Below are 17,059 nucleotides of genomic sequence, written 5' to 3'. Positions count from 1 at the left end.
CCCACCAGGAGGAAGGGCGCAGCCCTTCCTCCTGGACCTCCATCCCAGTCTTTCAGACGTTTTTTTGGATCAAACTCTTGCCTGCATTTTCCGACCCGCGCTATTTGGCACTCCGTGCCCTCCTCGGTGTCCTGCGGGACCATCAACCCCTGGATGGGACTCTTGATCGTCTCCTGATCAGCCCTGACGGCCTCACCGCCCGGGATCGGGCCTTGCTGTTTGCAATCACCATCGGCACAATTCGCCACCTCACCCTGATCGACCACCTGCTTTCTCACTGCATGCAACGTCCACTGGCCGAACGCCGCCATGAGACCTGGGCCATTTTGCGCACCGGCCTGTATCAGATTCTGTTCATGCGGGTTCCCGCTCGGGCCGCCATCCACGAGGCGGTTCGTCTGGTCAAGGCCAGCCGTGAACAAGCCATGGCTGGATTTGTCAATGCCGTATTACGCCAGGCAGCAACCCTGCAACCGGAGCTGCTCCTGGCCAAGCAGATGGATCCCCTGTCGCGGTTGGCTGTGACTCATTCCCATCCCCGCTGGCTGGTGGAACGCTGGTTGTCACGCTGGGGTGAAACGGTCACGCAACGCCGCCTGGCAGCCGGAAATCAACCCGGCATGTTGACCTTGCGCATCAACACCTTGGTGACGAATCGGGAAAATGTTGCAGACACGTTGAAACAGAAAGGGTTTGACACAGAGCCCTGTCGATTTTCCCCGCATGGTCTGCGTTTGCCGAACCGGAGCGGACGGGTGGAAGATCTACCCGGCTACGATGCCGGTTGGTTCATGGTTCAAGATGAGGCGGCGCAACTGGTCTCCCTTTTTGTGGATCCGCAACCCGGCGAACACATTCTGGATGCCTGCGCCGCCCCTGGAGGCAAAACCTTGCACCTGGCGGCATTGGCGCAAGGCAAAGCGACCATCCTTGCGCTGGAAAAGCGTGCGGAAAGATTGCCAGCCTTGGCGGAAAATCTGGTCAGATTGCGATCTCCCGGGGTACGTGTAGCGGCAGGAGATGCGACCGATGCCGAATTTTTGCGGCACGCGCTGACCGGAAAAAAGGTCGATGCGGCTCTGGTGGATGGACCTTGCAGCGGCACGGGCATCATCCGTCGCCATCCGGACATCAAGTGGCGGCGGCGTCCGGAAGATGTCCCGCTGCTGGTCACGGAACAACAGCGATTGCTGACAGCCGTGGCGGAGCAGGTTCGGCCAGGGGGACGCCTGGTCTATGCGACCTGTTCCATGGAACCCGAAGAGAACCAGGAGCAAATCGCAACCTTTCTGGCGGCGCAACCGGCCTGGGAACGTTTGCCGCTGGATCCCGTCCGGGAGGGGGTGGCGGCAGATATGGTCACCCCGGAAGGGGATTTTTTCGTGGAGTCGGGGCAGGAAGGGATGGATGGGTTTTATGCGGCGCGTTTGCAAAAAAGCCGAAGCCATGTCCAAGGCTGAAACGCTTAAGGTCAGAGGCTTGTTTATATGCGAAAAAACAGTGTTTTTCGCTTACTGAGTGCCATTCGTCCCAAGCTGTCGGTTAGGTCACCAATGGACACCACCGAATTTTTGCGCGACCGGCTCCTCTCCAAGCCAATCACCGGCGAGATCCGGGTTTGTGATGCCAGAAAGGATGTGATGCTGAGTGACTGACGCCATGCCTCTTGTGACTGACGCCATGCCTCTTTGGTTACGGTGTTGGTTTTGTCGCCTCGGCTTTTTTGCGCATATTCTGGAAATCCTTGAGTTCGGATACCCGCAGAATCCAGGCAGCCACCAGATACAGCAACAGGCCGCCCAGCATGATGGCAGAGACAATCGAGACCTGTTTCAGGGTCGAAAGACCGGGGTGCCAAAACACATCCCGTGCCCAGACCAATCCACCTCCCATGATGGCCGAGGCGATCAGGGCCTTGCCCAGGGTGACCAGGACGGCTCTGCCGAATCGGAACCCGGTCTGGCGACGCAGATAAAAAAGCAACAGCGTGACGTTCAGGTAGGAGGTCAGGGTGGTTGCGAGGGCCAGACCCACATGCTTCAAAGGGATCATGAGGATGACATTGAGAACCATGTTGATCAGCAGGCAGAAGATGGCCACCCGCACCGGGGTCCGGGTGTCGTGCCGGGCGAAAAAGGCCGGCGCCACCACCTTGACCCCGGTAAAGGCGATCAGGCCGCTGCTGTAGGCCAACAAGGCCTGCGAGGTGGCCAACGTGGTTTCGGCATTGAAGGCGCCCCCCTGAAACAACATGACCAGAATGGGCTCCCGCAACACAATCAGTGCCACACTGGCAGGCAGGTTGACCAACATCACCACCCGCAGGGCAAACTCCAGGTCGGCGTTGAGGCCTGCTTCATCCCCGCACGCTGCCTTGGCCGACAAGGCCGGCAAAATGGCCGTGGCCATGGCAATGCCGATCAAACCCAGGGGAAACTCAACCAAACGATCCGCATAATAAAGATAAGAGATGGAACCAACCGGCAACCAAGAAGCCAAAAAAACGTCCAAAATAAGACTGATTTGGGCAACTGACACTCCCAGGATGGAAGGCCCCATCAGTTTGAGAATGCGCCGGATGGCCGGATGCCGGGGATCCCAGCGAAATCCCAACGGAAATCCCAGACGCGCCATGGCGGGAATCTGTATCAGCAGTTGAACGATACCTCCGACCAGAATACCCAGAGCCAAACCCAGCGAAGGACGATCAAACCAGGGAGCGGCCCATTCGGCTCCCAGAATGATAAAAACATTCAACAGGATGGGTGTGGCCGCCGGAATGGCGAAACGTCGATAGCTGTTGAGCACCCCACCCGCCATGGCCACCAGGGAGATCAACAGAATGTAGGGAAAGGTGATGCGGGTCAAATCGACCGTCAAGCGATATTTTTCCGGATCCGCCCCAAAGCCGGGGGCAATCACCATGAGCAACCACGGCATGGCCAACTCCCCGACCGCCACAACCACCATCAGGATGGTGACCAGAGCCGTGAAGACGGCCATGACCATGTGCCGGATGGCCGCCACATCCTCCTGCGCCTTGTAGGTGCTGAAAACCGGCACAAAAGCTGTGGCAAAAGCCCCTTCGGCAAACAATCGACGTAAAAAATTCGGCAACTTTTGCGCGACAAAAAAGGCATCCGCTTCCATGCCGGAGCCAAATCCACGGGCGATCACCACATCCCGGACAAAACCGAGAATACGGGACAGCAAGGTGTAAAAACTGATGGTTCCCACCGCACGCAACAGATGGTGGCCACGGCCTACGGGTACTGAAGAAGGGTTGGACACAGAAAAACCTTTGACGGGTGTGGGTGGCTTGAATACCCTGAACCATTACATGTCAGGGCCCTGGCATTGTGCATGCGGCCCAGGATCATTTCAAGCAAAGGGAGTCTGCGTCAAGTGGCCAACATAAAATCCGCCATGAAGCGTGCCCGGCAAACGATCAAGCGCAATCTGCGCAACCGGGACGCCAAATCGCGTATGCGCACCTTTACCAAAAAGGTGTTGACTGTTGTCGAGACTGGTGATGTCGCCAAGGCACAGGAAGCGCTCCGAGCAGCGGTTTCCCAACTCGCCATTTCGGCCCGTAAAGGTGTCATCCACAAAAATCAGGCTGCCCGCCGCATGCGGCGGCTGAACGCCAAGGTCAAAGCCCTGGCCACGGGCGCCTGACCCTTTTTCCCGCCTGGAAGGGGTTTTTCGGGGTGTCTCCCCACCTCTTCCACGGGATAAACTAAAGATGCGCAAGGTTCGACGTCCTCCTGGAACGTCGCCGCAAAGCGGCATCCGGTATACTGGGGGTCGCGACTGCCTCTTCCGCTGCCCTTGGCTTTATGTCTGACGGCCTGTGCGTTGCCGGGCCGGACTGGATGCATATCATGGAGTTTACTGACCTTCCCATTCCCGAACCGGTCATGGCGGGTGTCCGCGCATGCGGTTTCATGCACTGCACACCGATCCAGGCCTTGACCCTGCCCCGCCTGTTGGCAGGTCACGATGTGGCCGGTCAGGCCCAGACTGGAACCGGCAAAACCGCCGCTTACCTGATCGCCCTGTATGCGCGCCTGCTGGCCTTGCCACGGAAAGGGTCCGCCCCCAGCGGCCCCGACAGTCCACGCGCCCTGATCATCGCCCCCACCCGCGAGCTGGTGGTTCAGGTGGAACGCGATGCCCGGGCCCTCGGCGCACACACCGGCTTTGCCATCGCCTCGCTCTATGGGGGCGTTGATTACGAAAAACAAAAGCTGGCCATGGCCGCCAGCCGCATCGACCTTCTGATCGGTACCCCGGGCCGTCTCATCGATTTTTACAAACAAAAAATCTATACCGTCAAAGAGGTCGAAGCCCTGGTCATCGACGAGGCGGACCGCATGTTCGACATGGGGTTTATCGCCGACCTCCGCTATCTCTTGCGTCGGCTTCCCTCGTTCGAGAAACGGCTTTCGGTGCTCTTTTCGGCCACGCTCTCCTACCGCGCTCAGGAACTCTCCTACGAATACATGAACAACCCCGCCATGTTGGCGGTGGAGAGCGATGTCAAAACCGCCGCCCAGGTGCGGCAACTCCTCTACCATGTGGAGGCCAGCGACAAGATTCGCCTGTTGGTGGGCATCCTGCGTGTGGAGCTGGCCGAGGAGACCACAGCCGGCGGCGGTCGCGTCATGATCTTCGTCAATACCAAGCGCATGGGAGAAAAACTCCAGGCATGGTTGCAACATAACGGCATCCATGCGGGATATCTCTCCGGGGATGTGCCCCAGATCAAACGACTGAAGGTGTTGCAACGTTTCCAGGATGGGGAGTTGCCGGTTTTGATCGCCACGGATGTGGCAGGGCGTGGCCTGCATATTGCCGGGGTCACCCACGTCGTCAATTTTGATCTGCCGGAAAATGCTGAAGATTATGTCCACCGTATCGGTCGGACGGCCCGCGCAGGCGCGGAAGGAGATGCCATCTCCCTGGTCGATGAAGAGGGCGCCTACAATCTGGAGGCGGTTGAAACCTTCATCAACATGAAAATCGATGTGGCCTGGGCAGACGATGCCCTGCTGCCCAAGTTGGCCAGGCCACCGCATGTTGCCAGTTCCAGCCACGCCCGTCCGCTCCGCACGGAGGCACGGGATCGCGGGGGGCGTGGGCAAAGTCGCAGCCGGAGCCCCAACAGGCAGGATCAGCCAGGCAGCCGTTCTCGTACCCAATCAAGAGCAACCACGCCTGCACCATCATCCTCCCCGACAGAGTCATCAGCCTCCGCCAACACCGATGCTTCCATGCCGGCGCCCTCGCCTGGCGCGGAAGCGCCCCATCCAGTTGACACCGGCAAGGTCGTCACTCCGGAGGCACCGCCCAAAAGATCACGACGGCGAAGCCGCAAGTCGGCTGCCTCCCCATCTGCCGGTGGAGCGCCAACAAAAACACCAACAGAGGAACGCCAGGATGTGGGGATGACGCATGACGAGGGTGGGGGCGCCGTCGCTTCCTCCACAGAGGGTGATGCCGTTCCCTCCCAACAGACCCCCTCCCCCCCGAAAAAACGCCGGCGACGCACGCGCCGTCCAGGCGCATCCCCTCCCAGTTCGCAAACCGGAACCACACACCAAGGATTGGTCGATGGTGGTTCTCAAACAGAGGGTGTTCCGGAGTCATGAGCTCCTGGCATCCATTCGTGTGACGCATCCAACGGAGCATTCCCATGGCCCAAGCCACGCCCCCGACGCCTCCCCCTCCACCGGTACCGCCCGCCGAGGCGCAAAATACCGACCAACCCGTTTTTCACGTGGTGAAGATTTATTTGAAGGATCTCTCCTTTGAAAATCCCAACACACCGGAGGTTTTTCAACTCAACCAGGAACCGCGTGTCGACTTCAATTTGTCCAGCAGCACAAACCAGAAGGAAAACGGCCATTACGAGGTCACCCTGCATGTGGTCACCGATGTCAAGTTGGCTGACAAGACCATGTTTTTGGTGGATGTGACCTATGCAGGCCTGTTTTTAATCCGCAACATACCGGAAGAACATCTTGGCGTCCTGTTGGGGGTCGATTGCCCAACCGTCTTATTCCCCTATTTGCGGCACGTCATCTCGACCACGGTCACCGAGGGTGGATTCAAGCCGTTGTTGCTCGACCCGATCAATTTTGCCGCCCTTTACCAGCAGGCCCTCGCCCAGAAACAGGCCGAACAAACCCGGCCACCCGGGCAAAAGACACAGTAAAAAAATGTAACTATGAAGCCAGCCCCCTGGACCCCGATTCGTGGCCGGGTGGTGAAGAGTTACAAAAAAACAACTGAAAGACCGGGATGGAGATCCAGGAGGGGGGGCTGTGCCCTTCCTCCAAACACTTTTCCGTCAGGCCCCCACGTAGGTCACCCGGTTGCGTCCCCCCTTTTTGGAGGCATACAGGGCGATGTCGGCCTGTTTCAGCATGTCGGCGGAATCAACGCCGACGCCTGGATGGATGGCCACGCCAATGCTGATGGTGACCTTGAGACCATCGATGACCAGCTCCTCCACCTCCTTGCGCAACCGCTCCGCAGCCAGATTGGCGCCCGGAAACGCAGTGTTGGGCAGTATGACGACAAACTCTTCGCCGCCATACCGGCATGGGTAGTCCACGTCGCGAAACAACTTGCGCATCACCTGCCCCATGGCCTGCAACACCCGGTCTCCCTGGTCGTGTCCATGCTCGTCATTGAATTTTTTGAAATGATCGACATCGAACATGAGGAGAGAGAAACAGAGATTGTAGCGTTTGGAGCGGCTCCACTCTTCCAGCAACACCTCGTCAAACCGGCGGCGGTTGCACAGACCGGTCAAGGCATCGGTGGTTGAGGTTTGCCGCAATTGCTGTTCCAGTTTTTTCTCCTGGGTGATATCCCGGATCAGGGCCGCCGAACCCACCTGGCTCCCATCCGCGCTGTGAATTGTCGCCGCATACACGTTGAGAATCCGCCCCTTGTGGACCACCACCGAGGGAATGTTGTTTTTGATCTCGTGCAACAGGGCGCGCATGTGTTCTGGATCGTCCAGGATGTGCAAAAATCCGGCGCTGACGATAGCCTCCTGACTCTTCTCCAATAGACGTTCCGCAGCCGGATTGACCAGCACAATCTTCCCTTGCCGATCCGTCACCACCATCCCTTCGCGGGCGCTCAGGATGATGGTGGTCAGTTTTTCCCGTTCATTTTTCAGGCCCGCGAGAACCCTGGCCAACTCACTGCTCATGCGGTTGAAGTTCATCGCCATGCACCCAAGCTCATCGGCACCAAGGACCGGTACACGCTGGTCCAGCTTGCCGGAAGCCACGGCGGACATCGCTGTCGTGACCTGCTGGATGGGGCCCGTCACCGAATACCGTATGAGCAGGACGATCATACCCAATACCACGATCATGACAATGACCAGGATCACGGCGCCATGAAGACGGGTCTGTTGGATCGCCTGAGTGACCGGCGCCATGGAAAAGGTCTGTAGAAGAATGCCCTTCACCGCACCTTGCTCGGAGTGGCAACGATAGCAGGGTTTTTCGTTCAGGATGGGAGTCAGAACCGTCATGATGGGAGTCTTGCCCTCCTGATCAAGCCCGATGCGGGTCAACGGCTCCCCGCTCCGCACCACCTGCAACAAATCTTTATCTCCCTGGGGCAACACCCGGGCATGATCCGTGGCGTCACGCGGCGCAAACTTGTTCTCTTTCAGTCTCTTGTTCACCTCCGCAATAGTCTCGTTGTCCCTGAAGGCCTCCATGCCATCCGTGCGCATGATCCTGAACGATTTAAATTCTTCAATCTCCTTCAAATGCATCGCATATTCGTGAGTCACCCCGGCATTGCTCGCCAACATCATGGCTTCAACGGCCTCGACAATGCTGTGGGTCAGATAATGGAAAGTCAGCTCGTACTGTTCTGTAATCAGTTTTTCCTGTCTTTGCGTGTGATAGGCGGAGAGGACACCTAGACCGACCAATACGGACAGGCCTGTCAGAAGCACGATACGGCTTCCTATGTGTTTGAAATTAAAAAAGAAAAAAGACATCAGGAAGACCTCGGCATGGTTGATCCATCAAGCACGCGCCCGACCCGTTGGATGGCTTGCAACAAATTTTGTTTTTTGATGGGTTTGGTCAAATGGTCATCACATCCGGCGGCCAAACTTTCACCTTTTTTTCCCTCCGTGGCGTGGGCGCTCAAAGCCAGGATAACCATGGGGGAGCGTCCCTCTTCCCGTTCCCACTGTCGAATCTGCCGGGTGGCGGCATAGCCGTCGAGAACGGGCATCTGGATATCCATCAAAATCAGATCGAAGGGTTCTTCCTTGACCCGGGATACCGCCTCGGCGCCGTTGTTGACCGTGACCAGTTGATAGGGAGTCTTGCGCAAAAAAATGCGGAACAGTGATTGATTGTCCGCCGAATCTTCGACCAGCAGGATGCGCAGAGGCAACAGCGGCGGGGCCAACGCATCATCCATGACCGAAGTGAGATGGGCCTGGGTATCCAGGGTTCTGACTGGCAAGGTAAAAGAAAAGGCACTGCCGTGTCCAACCCGACTCTCCACCCATATGTTTCCACCCATCAATTGTACCAAACGCTGCGAAATGGCCAAACCCAGGCCGGTACCCCCATAACGGCGCGTGATGCCTGCATCGGCCTGGGTAAAGTGTTCAAAGATGTGATCGGCCTGCTCGGGAGGGATGCCGATGCCCGTGTCGGTCACCCTGAACAGCAGAGTATCGGGTTGCCGGGGGTGAAGGGCCAATCGCACATCCACACACCCTTGATGGGTAAACTTGATGGCGTTGCCCAACAAATTAATGAGAACCTGCCTGACCCGACCATCGTCCCCCAGGGTGGCGGGGGGAACATCGGGAGCGATCAGTCTGGTCAGGGAGAGTCCCCTCTCCTCTGCGGTCATTTCCATCAGGCGTGCCGTCTCCTCCACCACCTGCCCGGGAGAAAAGGGAACCTCACACAAGGTCAAGCGTCCTGCTTCGATGCGGGAAAAATCCAGCACGTCATTGATGACCGTGAGCAATGCCTTGCCGGAATGGTGCATGACCTGAACGAGACGCCGTTGCTCTGCATCGAGTTGGGTCTCCAACAACACCTCCGCCATGCCCAGAACAACATTCATGGGGCTGCGAATCTCGTGACTCATGGTGGCCAAAAATTCGCTCTTGGCCAGATCGGCCTTTTCTGCACGCTCCTTGGCCAGGTGCAGTTCCTGACGCAGGGCGTGCAGCTCCAGGAAGATCCCCACCTTGGCGAGCAGAATCTCTTCGTCGAACGGTTTTTCAATATAGTCCGCACCACCCGCCCGGTAACCGCGCAGGCGGTGCTGGTGGTCTTTGAACGCCGCTGTCAAAAAAATGATGGGAATATGGTGTGTCTCCCGCACCCCTTTGATCATCTCTGCCACTTCGTAGCCATCCATGCCAGGCATATCCACGTCCATCAGGATGATGGCCAGATCCTGATTTTCCAGCACCAACCCCAGGGCTTCGGAGCCGGATCCAGCCTCCATGATGGTGGAAGGAACACTGCGCAGCAGCCGGCGCAAAGCCAGCAGGTTTGCCGGGCGGTCATCCACCAGTAAAATCTTGCCTTGATGGCTGTCGTTCATGGAGATTCTCCTCGCAGCTCCCGCCGTCGTTGTGTTGGCAATGTCTCCAACAATGGCCAAAGCTTCTCCATAGCGATGGGCTTGTTCAGGTGTGCGTCGGCTCCGGCAACGTCGGGCGTCTCTTCCGCGATGGACGCCGTCATGGTGATCACCACCACATGCGTCAGGTTGGGGTTTTCCCGCAGACGATGCACGGTGTCTGGTCCATTCAAGCGGGGCATCATGATATCCATGAGAACCACGTCCACCTCCGGATTGGCCGCCAACTGCTCCAGCGCCCGCTGACCATCCTGGGCGACGATCACCCGTTCCACCCGGGTCTGTAGGGCATGGACCAGGGAAAAAGTCGTGCGTGGATCATCGTCCACAACCAGGATGGTCAAGGGACGCCCGTCGCTGCGCAAGGGAGCAAGTTCGGTGGGCAAGTCGGCTGATGGTGGCGGAAGCGGAAGGGAGGCAAGTTGCATGCTCCGGGAAGCGCCTTCCACCGCAGTGGTTTTGAGAAGCTCCTGCATCAGGGTAAGCAGTTGCCCCATGCGCACCGGCTTGGGCAGGTAATCGCTGGCTCCGGCCTCCAGACAACGCTGCCGGTCACCGGGCATGGCCTTGGCAGTCAGAGCAATGATGGGAAGATGGATAAAACGTCCCTGCTTCCGAATGGTCTGCATGGCTTGATAACCATCCATGACCGGCATCATGATATCCATCAGAATAAGATGAATACCCGGGTGTGTTGCCAACATCCGCACGGCGGCGGCGCCATCGGCGGCTGTCAATACTTCGTGGACACGCCCTTGCAACATTTTACGAATGGCCTGGCGGTTACGATCGTCATCGTCCACGACCAGTATCGTCGCATGGGGGTCGTGAAACTCCACGGCATCTTCTTGCTCTGTCGTGCCTCCGATACGGAGCTGGTCGCTGCGTACCTTGTCGGGAAAAGGAAAGCTTGCCGGCACATACAAGGTAAAGGTGCTGCCCTGGTCCAATCGGCTCTCCACATGGAGTTCACCGCCCAACAACCCGGCCAGTTTTCGGGAGATGGTCAACCCCAGACCCGTGCCGCCATACTTTCTGCTGGTGGTGCCATCAACCTGGCGAAAGGCTTCAAAGATCAGACTTTGTTTCTCTTCCGGGATGCCGATACCGGTATCGGATACCGCAAAGGCGATGACCTCCTTGCCAACCAGGAATGGGTTGACAAACGTCACGTTGCGCCCGGCATGCCCGAACCGGATGGTGACATCTCCCTTTTCGGTGAATTTGAAGGCATTGGCGAGAAGATTGCGCAGGATCTGCTCCACCTTCACCCAATCGGTCGTCAATACCAGAGCGGACCCAGGTATCCCATCCAGGAGGAGGGTCAGGCCTCGCGCCTCGGCCAGATGATGAAACTGGCGGTGCAACCCTTTCAGGAACAGCTCCACCTCCATGGGCTCGGCCACCACCTCCATGCGCCCGGCCTCCACCTTGGAAAGATCGAGAATGTCATTGATGAGGCGCAGCAGATCGGAGCCGCTTTCGTAGACGATCCGTGCCGAATCCACCTGGTCGCTGGTCAGATTGCCCTCCCGATTGCTTGCCAGGAGCTTGGAGAGGATCAGGAGGCTGTTCAAGGGCGTGCGCAACTCATGGGACATGTTGGCCAAAAATTCGGATTTATACCGGCTGGCGTTGTCCAGCTCGTCGGCCTTCTGTTTGAAGATGTCGGCAGCCTTGGCCATGGCCCCGATCTCATCGTGACGACCCCGTCCGGGAATTTCGGTTCCGCCGTAACCATGTGCAAGATCGCTCAGCGCCTGCGCCATGTCCATGACCGGTCGGGAAATGCTGCGGGAGATACGCCATGTCAACACCAACCCCAAAAGGATGGCAGCCCCAGTGAAGAGCAAAGCCCGGTGTCGGGCCGTGGCAATGGTCTCATGCATGCGGGCATCCAGGTCGGTCTGTATGGCCTGGGTGGCTTCCTTCAGGTCCGCTGTCAAACGGGTCAACTCCACCTCTTCCCCGGCCATCACGACATGCACCAGATAAAGGTAGGCACGGGTGGCGCGCACCAGGCTGTTGAAGCCATTTTCAAAGCGCATCGCCTGAAGGCGCACCGCCTCGGCTCTGTTGCGTTGCGTTGCGTTCAGCGGGAGATCGGACAGGAGGCGCAAGGCAGCGTCGAATGAGCGCATGCGTTGCCCGGTCGTGCGTACCAGAAGCGAATCCGGACTGTCCCGGAAAGCCAACGAATCCCGGTGAGCGCTCAACAGGTGTTCCTGGACCAATCCCAGAGAGGCGGCCAGCTGGTGTTGCTTGTGGTCCATGGCCTCCTGCAACCAGACCGACAACACCTCGCTCACGCCCCTTGCCAGCTCATCCACCTCATGTACAGCCAGGCTATCGCGCGAGCGGCGCTCCTCCAAAGCCGCGGCAAAACTCTCCGCATGTGAGTGAAGGTGGCTCTCCAGACGCGACAACAGATCACGGCGGGTCGGATCCTGAAGGTCAGAACGCAGCCGCTCACACTGTTGATTCAATCGAACCTGTACCCGTTCGATACGGTTGATCACCCCTTCGTAACCGGAAAAGGTATAGGCCAGAACGCTCCGTTGCAACTCCACCACGTTGCCTTCCATGGCATGGATGATGCCGGTGATGTTGCTGGCGCGCTGGAAGGCGAGAAAATGGTTCTCGGCGGTGCGCAAAGCGGTCAGAACCGCCATCCCCTGGGCGATCAGAACAATCAGCATCGCAGCAAATCCCAAAGCGATGCGACCGCCGATATTGACCTGCGCGAAGAGATTCATGGCGGCGCTTTCACGAGAGCAACAACTCATTCCAACGTGGCAGACTGTATTCGTAGGTATCCATCACCGTGTTCCACACGGCCACACGGCTGAAACGCTCCCAATACGATCCGCCATGGCGCACTTCGCCGGCTTTGACGGCAATTCCCCCTTCCGGTCCCCGCAGATCAAGGGCGGCTGGCTTGCCCTCGTACCAATAGTCCCACTCCGCCGGGGTGAGGTGGGGCCGGGCCCGTTCGGGGATGGAAATGTAGTATCCCTGGCGTGCGACGCAGGCCCCGGGCCAACCCGACAACCACCAGTTCATGAAATCATAGGCCGCATCCCGGACCCGGCCCGTGGTGCGGGAGGAGAGGCACATCACCCCGTGCCAGGCCCGGTACCCCTCTTTGGGCGCGGCGTAGACCACTGGAATGCCACGCTCGTTCAGAGCCGTGACGCCTGGGGAAAACATGCTGGCAACGATGGCGCGCCCGCTGGCCACATAATCCACCGACTCGGGCACCGAGGTCCAAAAACCGCAAAAATGACCATCCTGTTTCATCTTGATCAAAATGGCAAAAAGCTGATCCATCTCCGCCCTGGTCATGTTGCCCATGTCCTGAAAGGTCATGCGGCCCGTCGCCTGGGCGGCCATGGCGACATCGAAAATACCGATGGTCGGATCATTGATCAGCGCCACCCGCCCATGCCAGCGTTCGTCGAACAACCACCCCCAACTCTCGGTGACATAGGGTTCACCACGTGGCACATGACGGGCGTCGTAGCCAAAGGAGTCCACATTGTGGACATAAGGCAGAAAACTGATGCCGCCACTGGGCGAAGATCCCAGGGAACCATCGGGCTGAACATAAAGCAACCGATACGGCGCATCACCCAGGCCAAGGCCGGCATTGGGAGTGAGACGACCGGTTTTGGTCAGACCGTTGACCTCATGCCAAAGCGCAATGCGCGTCGGATCAATAGGCTGTATGGCATTGGCGCGCCACAGAATGTGGATGCTGTTGGTCCATTGTTCGTAGATGTCGAAGCTCTCGGGTCGGGAAGATGCTTTCTGTAGCACGCGGGCGTCCCCTCCCGGTTCAAAAACAATGCGAATGCCCAGATCCACCTCCGCCCGACGGCGAATCTCCTCGCGCAGGGTCACATGGGTACCCAACACGCGCAGGGTCGGTTTCCCGTCAGCATGCACAAACGGGGCGTGCGCCACAGCACTCCCGAACGCCAAGGCCGCACCCTGACGCAGCACGTCGCGCCGACTCACGAGCACAGGGCGGAACAGAGTGTTCGCCACGCGAGCACCTCCCAAATGTGACATAAAAAAATACCGGCAACTGTTCAGCTCCCGATAATACGTCGGGATCCAGGGGAGTGACGGATGAACATCCGGAAAACACTTTAAACTTTCCCGTGCTGATTTTCAATCTCAAATATGTAAAATTGCCCAGAAAAAGATCATATTACAGCCCATTTTATAACAGAATCAGACATGATATGGCTATTTTATAACAATGTGTCAAAAATACTACTACATATGTATCTTCATGCCATCGTGAAAATGTGAACTTCGCACCTCTCAACACGTAACCGTCCAGTACCCCTTCAAGAAAAGCCTGGACAGGAAAGCCTTTGTCAGGGCTTCGCCCTAAACCCCACCAGGGCGCTGCCATGCACCCGCCAGAGAGCCAGCCCCCTGGACCACGATTCGTTGCCGGGTACCTGGGCAGTTACAATTTTTCGCGAATTTCAACAGGCACGCTGCCCATGTGTAACCGTTCAGAACCCCTTGCAAGAAAAGCCTGGACAGGCCTTTCTTGCAAGGGTGGTGAATAGCAACTAAAAGTTTTCAAACTCGTCGTCTTTGCCACCATGCGCATCCTGCATGTCCAGGTTGACCCCACCACCCCCACGCCCAGCCGCCGCCGTCTTTTTGGCCAGGGGCTTTTTGGCAGCCGGTTTGGCATGATGGGTCAACTGCAACGGGGCTGCCGGTTTATGGGCAGCGGGCTTTTTCTTGGATTTGGCGTTGTGGGCTCCCTCGCCGACACGGAAGAAGCTGATGGCCTGGGCCAGCAGCTCCGCCTGGGCGGAGAGCTCCTCGGAGGTGGCAGCCATCTCCTCCGAAGCGCCGGCATTTTGCTGAATCACCTGGTCCAACTGCTGGATGGCGGTATTGATCTGCTGCGCACCCATGGTCTGTTCCTGGCTGGAGGTGGCGATCCCCTGCACCAACTCCGCCGTCTTGCGAATGTCGGGCACCAATTTGCCGATGATCCCGCCCGCCTTCTCGGCAACCTGCACGCTGGAGGCTGAAAGCTGGCTGATCTCGCCGGCGGCCAACTGGCTGCGCTCGGCCAGTTTGCGCACCTCGGCGGCCACCACCGCAAACCCCTTGCCATGCTCGCCGGCCCGCGCCGCCTCGATGGCCGCGTTCAGAGCCAGCAGGTTGGTCTGCCGGGCAATCTCTTCGATGATGCTGATCTTGCTGGCGATCTGCTTCATGGCCGTCACCGCCTCTTCGACGGCGTTGCCCCCCTCCTCGGCATCCTTGGAGGCCTTCTGGGCAATCTTTTCGGTGGTTTGGGAGGTCTCGGTATTGTTGACAATGTTGGCAGCCATCTGTTCCATGGCCGCCGAGGTCTCCTCGACCGAAGCCGCCTGCTCGGTCGCCCCCTGGGAAAGATTTTGGGCGCCATCGGAGAGTTCGTTGCTGCCGGCGGCCACGTTGTCGGAGGCGTTACGCACGTCGTTGACCACCTCCCGCAATTTTTCCAGCATGCCGCGCATCGCCTCGGCCAACTGCCCCACCTCGTCCTTTTGGCGCAGATCGATGGTGGCCGTCAAATCCCCTTCCGCGATCAAACGGGCAAAGCTGACCCCTTTCAGCAAGGCTGAGACAATGGCATTGGTGATGACGAACGCAATGACGACCCCCAAAACAACGGCAAGCAGACTACCAACGGCAATCGTGGTTTCAGCCGAGGTGATCTGCGCCTGCATCTTGGCCGTTTGATTCTTGACGGCATCGTCGGCAGACTTCACAGCCTCGCCCGCCGCTGCGCCCATGGTCTTGAAAATTTCCGCCTGCTTGACCATGAAGCCATGGTATTCTTTAAAAAGGCCCTCATAGGCGATCACGGCATGCAGTGCCTTCGCGCCTTGTTCCCTGTTTTTTTCCTGCTTGAAGCTGGCAATCAACTCTTCGAGGCCTTTTTTTATACCTGCAATACCCGCCAAAACGACTTCGGCATATTTGTCGTCATTGCTGATGATCAACTCCTTCTCGTTCTTGCGGACGTCGATAAAAGACGTGCGCAACTCATTCGCCGCGTCAGCCTTGCGGAATTTGTCCACGACTTTTACTGACAACTCCTTGCCGTTGATATTGCCATCCTGTTCCATCTTTGCCAGAATCTCTTTGAATTGTGCATCCTGGTCGTCTCCGATGACCTTTACCTGGTCAAGAGCCGCACTCCCACTTTCCCGCATCTTCTCCATGGTCGCGGCACGCTTGGTGGCCAAATCGACATAAACCTGAAATTCATCGCGATAGGCGGCCGCCGACTTGGCGATGGCATCCATCTGCGCCCGGTTGGCCGGATCGGAGAATTTTTCCCGTAAATCAGCAATATCTTTTTTCATCTCGTCGAGTCTGGCCGTGACCTTGGCGGCTTCGTCCGCTTTCTTGTTATCGAGCATGAAGTTCCGCATGGCGATACGGCCCTCGCTCAAATCATTGGCCAGTTCCTGGACGGACCCAACCTTCATCCCGCGATCCGCCACCCCGGAGGTGCCATCCCAACCGGCAAAACCAACCAGCACGGTCAGCAGCAGCACGACACCAAATCCCAAACCAAGCTTCAATGCCAGCTTCATATCTTTCATGACGACATCCCCTCCCGCATTCTTCGCCAACCAACGATTGTATGAATTTGAACCATGACCCGTACATCGTTCCGCTCAGGCCACACGATATCAAGGCGCGCCACATCGCCCTCAGTCACGGCATCACGACGCAGCAAGGCCATACTCTTTCAATTTTTCCAACATCTTGGCCGGCGTAATGGGCTTAGTAATGTAGTCATCGCACTTACCCCGAAAGAAAGCCTTGACAACCTGCTCCTCGGTATCCAGGGCGCTGATCATGAAAACAACCGCCGGAGAAACTCCGGTCTGATCGCTGTTTTTCTCGATCTCACGTATCCGCGCCAGGGCCTCCTGACCATCCATCAAGGGCATCATGATGTCCATGCACACCAGCTGATAAGGCTGACCATCCTCCACGGCAAACTGGAACATCTCCACAGCCTCCAGTCCGTTGACGGCAAAATCGCAAACTCCATGTTTGGCCAGAATTTTTTCCAGCAGCATGCGATTGTTAAATTGGTCATCCACAATCAGGATTCTCAACAAGGCAACACCCTTCATGCTCGATTCCGACAACGAACACCATCAACCGCGAACCCCGGGAGGATACGTGACGCGATCATTTTTGTAAATCGTAATCTCTCCGGTTCACAGGGCAAGCGCGTTTGAAAATCTGTTGACACCAACGAGCAGGCTTGTGCTGGTTACAAAAATCGGTGGTGCCCGACATTGACCTAATTGCCTGATGTGGCGTAAATTTTCTCTGACAC

11 protein-coding genes are annotated in these 17,059 nt (G+C 57.7%); 4 read left to right on the top strand and 7 right to left on the bottom strand.

The window, feature by feature from the left end:
* Positions 1–77 precede the first annotated feature (77 nt).
* Positions 78–1,460, top strand: a complete 1,383-nt coding sequence (gene rsmB / locus HQL63_13020; protein MBF0177748.1) for a 16S rRNA (cytosine(967)-C(5))-methyltransferase RsmB — start codon at positions 78–80, stop codon at positions 1,458–1,460.
* A 232-nt stretch (positions 1,461–1,692) separates the two neighbouring features.
* On the opposite strand, the gene murJ is transcribed toward rsmB, so the two are convergent.
* On the bottom strand, positions 1,693–3,291 hold the full coding sequence (murJ, locus tag HQL63_13015) for a murein biosynthesis integral membrane protein MurJ (protein ID MBF0177747.1): 1,599 nt from the start codon (positions 3,289–3,291) through the stop codon (positions 1,693–1,695).
* A 114-nt stretch (positions 3,292–3,405) separates the two neighbouring features.
* On the opposite strand from murJ, the gene rpsT reads away from it, so the two are divergent.
* The 3 genes from rpsT (at position 3,406) to secB (ending at position 6,220) form a co-directional block, all read left to right on the top strand.
* Complete coding sequence (gene rpsT / locus HQL63_13010) at positions 3,406–3,678, top strand: 30S ribosomal protein S20 (protein MBF0177746.1); 273 nt, start codon at positions 3,406–3,408, stop codon at positions 3,676–3,678.
* Between the two features lie 206 nt (positions 3,679–3,884).
* Complete coding sequence (locus HQL63_13005; protein ID MBF0177745.1) at positions 3,885–5,654, top strand: DEAD/DEAH box helicase; 1,770 nt, start codon at positions 3,885–3,887, stop codon at positions 5,652–5,654.
* A 44-nt stretch (positions 5,655–5,698) separates the two neighbouring features.
* Positions 5,699–6,220, top strand: coding sequence for a protein-export chaperone SecB (secB, locus tag HQL63_13000; protein MBF0177744.1), 522 nt, complete (start codon positions 5,699–5,701; stop codon positions 6,218–6,220).
* A 135-nt stretch (positions 6,221–6,355) separates the two neighbouring features.
* On the opposite strand, the gene HQL63_12995 is transcribed toward secB, so the two are convergent.
* From HQL63_12995 to HQL63_12970, 6 genes are all read right to left on the bottom strand, one after another.
* Complete coding sequence (locus tag HQL63_12995; GenBank protein MBF0177743.1) at positions 6,356–7,996, bottom strand: diguanylate cyclase; 1,641 nt, start codon at positions 7,994–7,996, stop codon at positions 6,356–6,358.
* Between the two features lie 44 nt (positions 7,997–8,040).
* Positions 8,041–9,627, bottom strand: a complete 1,587-nt coding sequence (locus HQL63_12990) for a response regulator (GenBank protein MBF0177742.1) — start codon at positions 9,625–9,627, stop codon at positions 8,041–8,043.
* Complete coding sequence (locus HQL63_12985) at positions 9,624–12,422, bottom strand: response regulator (GenBank protein MBF0177741.1); 2,799 nt, start codon at positions 12,420–12,422, stop codon at positions 9,624–9,626. The genes HQL63_12990 and HQL63_12985 overlap by 4 nt, the downstream gene beginning before the upstream one ends.
* A 10-nt stretch (positions 12,423–12,432) precedes the next feature.
* Positions 12,433–13,740 carry an extracellular solute-binding protein gene (locus HQL63_12980; protein ID MBF0177740.1) on the bottom strand — a complete coding sequence of 436 codons (1,308 nt, stop codon included), beginning with the start codon at positions 13,738–13,740 and terminating at the stop codon, positions 12,433–12,435.
* A gap of 518 nt (positions 13,741–14,258) precedes the next feature.
* Complete coding sequence (locus HQL63_12975) at positions 14,259–16,307, bottom strand: methyl-accepting chemotaxis protein (protein MBF0177739.1); 2,049 nt, start codon at positions 16,305–16,307, stop codon at positions 14,259–14,261.
* 123 nt (positions 16,308–16,430) lie between these two features.
* Complete coding sequence (locus HQL63_12970) at positions 16,431–16,832, bottom strand: response regulator (protein MBF0177738.1); 402 nt, start codon at positions 16,830–16,832, stop codon at positions 16,431–16,433.
* Positions 16,833–17,059: the final 227 nt, after the last annotated feature.

Source organism: Magnetococcales bacterium (assembly GCA_015231175.1).
Lineage (GTDB): Bacteria > Pseudomonadota > Magnetococcia > Magnetococcales > DC0425bin3 > HA3dbin3.
This window is presented reverse-complemented; position numbering and strand designations above follow the sequence as displayed.

What these genes read in the sequence shown, in the direction of transcription:
- HQL63_13005 (MBF0177745.1), top strand. Translation starts at nt 3,885, where the DNA reads ATGGAGTTTACTGACCTTCCCATTCCCGAACCGGTCATGGCGGGTGTC.
- secB (MBF0177744.1), top strand. Translation starts at nt 5,699, where the DNA reads ATGGCCCAAGCCACGCCCCCGACGCCTCCCCCTCCACCGGTACCGCCC.
- HQL63_12990 (MBF0177742.1), bottom strand. Translation starts at nt 9,627, where the DNA reads ATGAACGACAGCCATCAAGGCAAGATTTTACTGGTGGATGACCGCCCG.
- HQL63_12985 (MBF0177741.1), bottom strand. Translation starts at nt 12,422, where the DNA reads ATGAATCTCTTCGCGCAGGTCAATATCGGCGGTCGCATCGCTTTGGGA.
- HQL63_12980 (MBF0177740.1), bottom strand. Translation starts at nt 13,740, where the DNA reads ATGTCACATTTGGGAGGTGCTCGCGTGGCGAACACTCTGTTCCGCCCT.
- HQL63_12975 (MBF0177739.1), bottom strand. Translation starts at nt 16,307, where the DNA reads ATGAAAGATATGAAGCTGGCATTGAAGCTTGGTTTGGGATTTGGTGTC.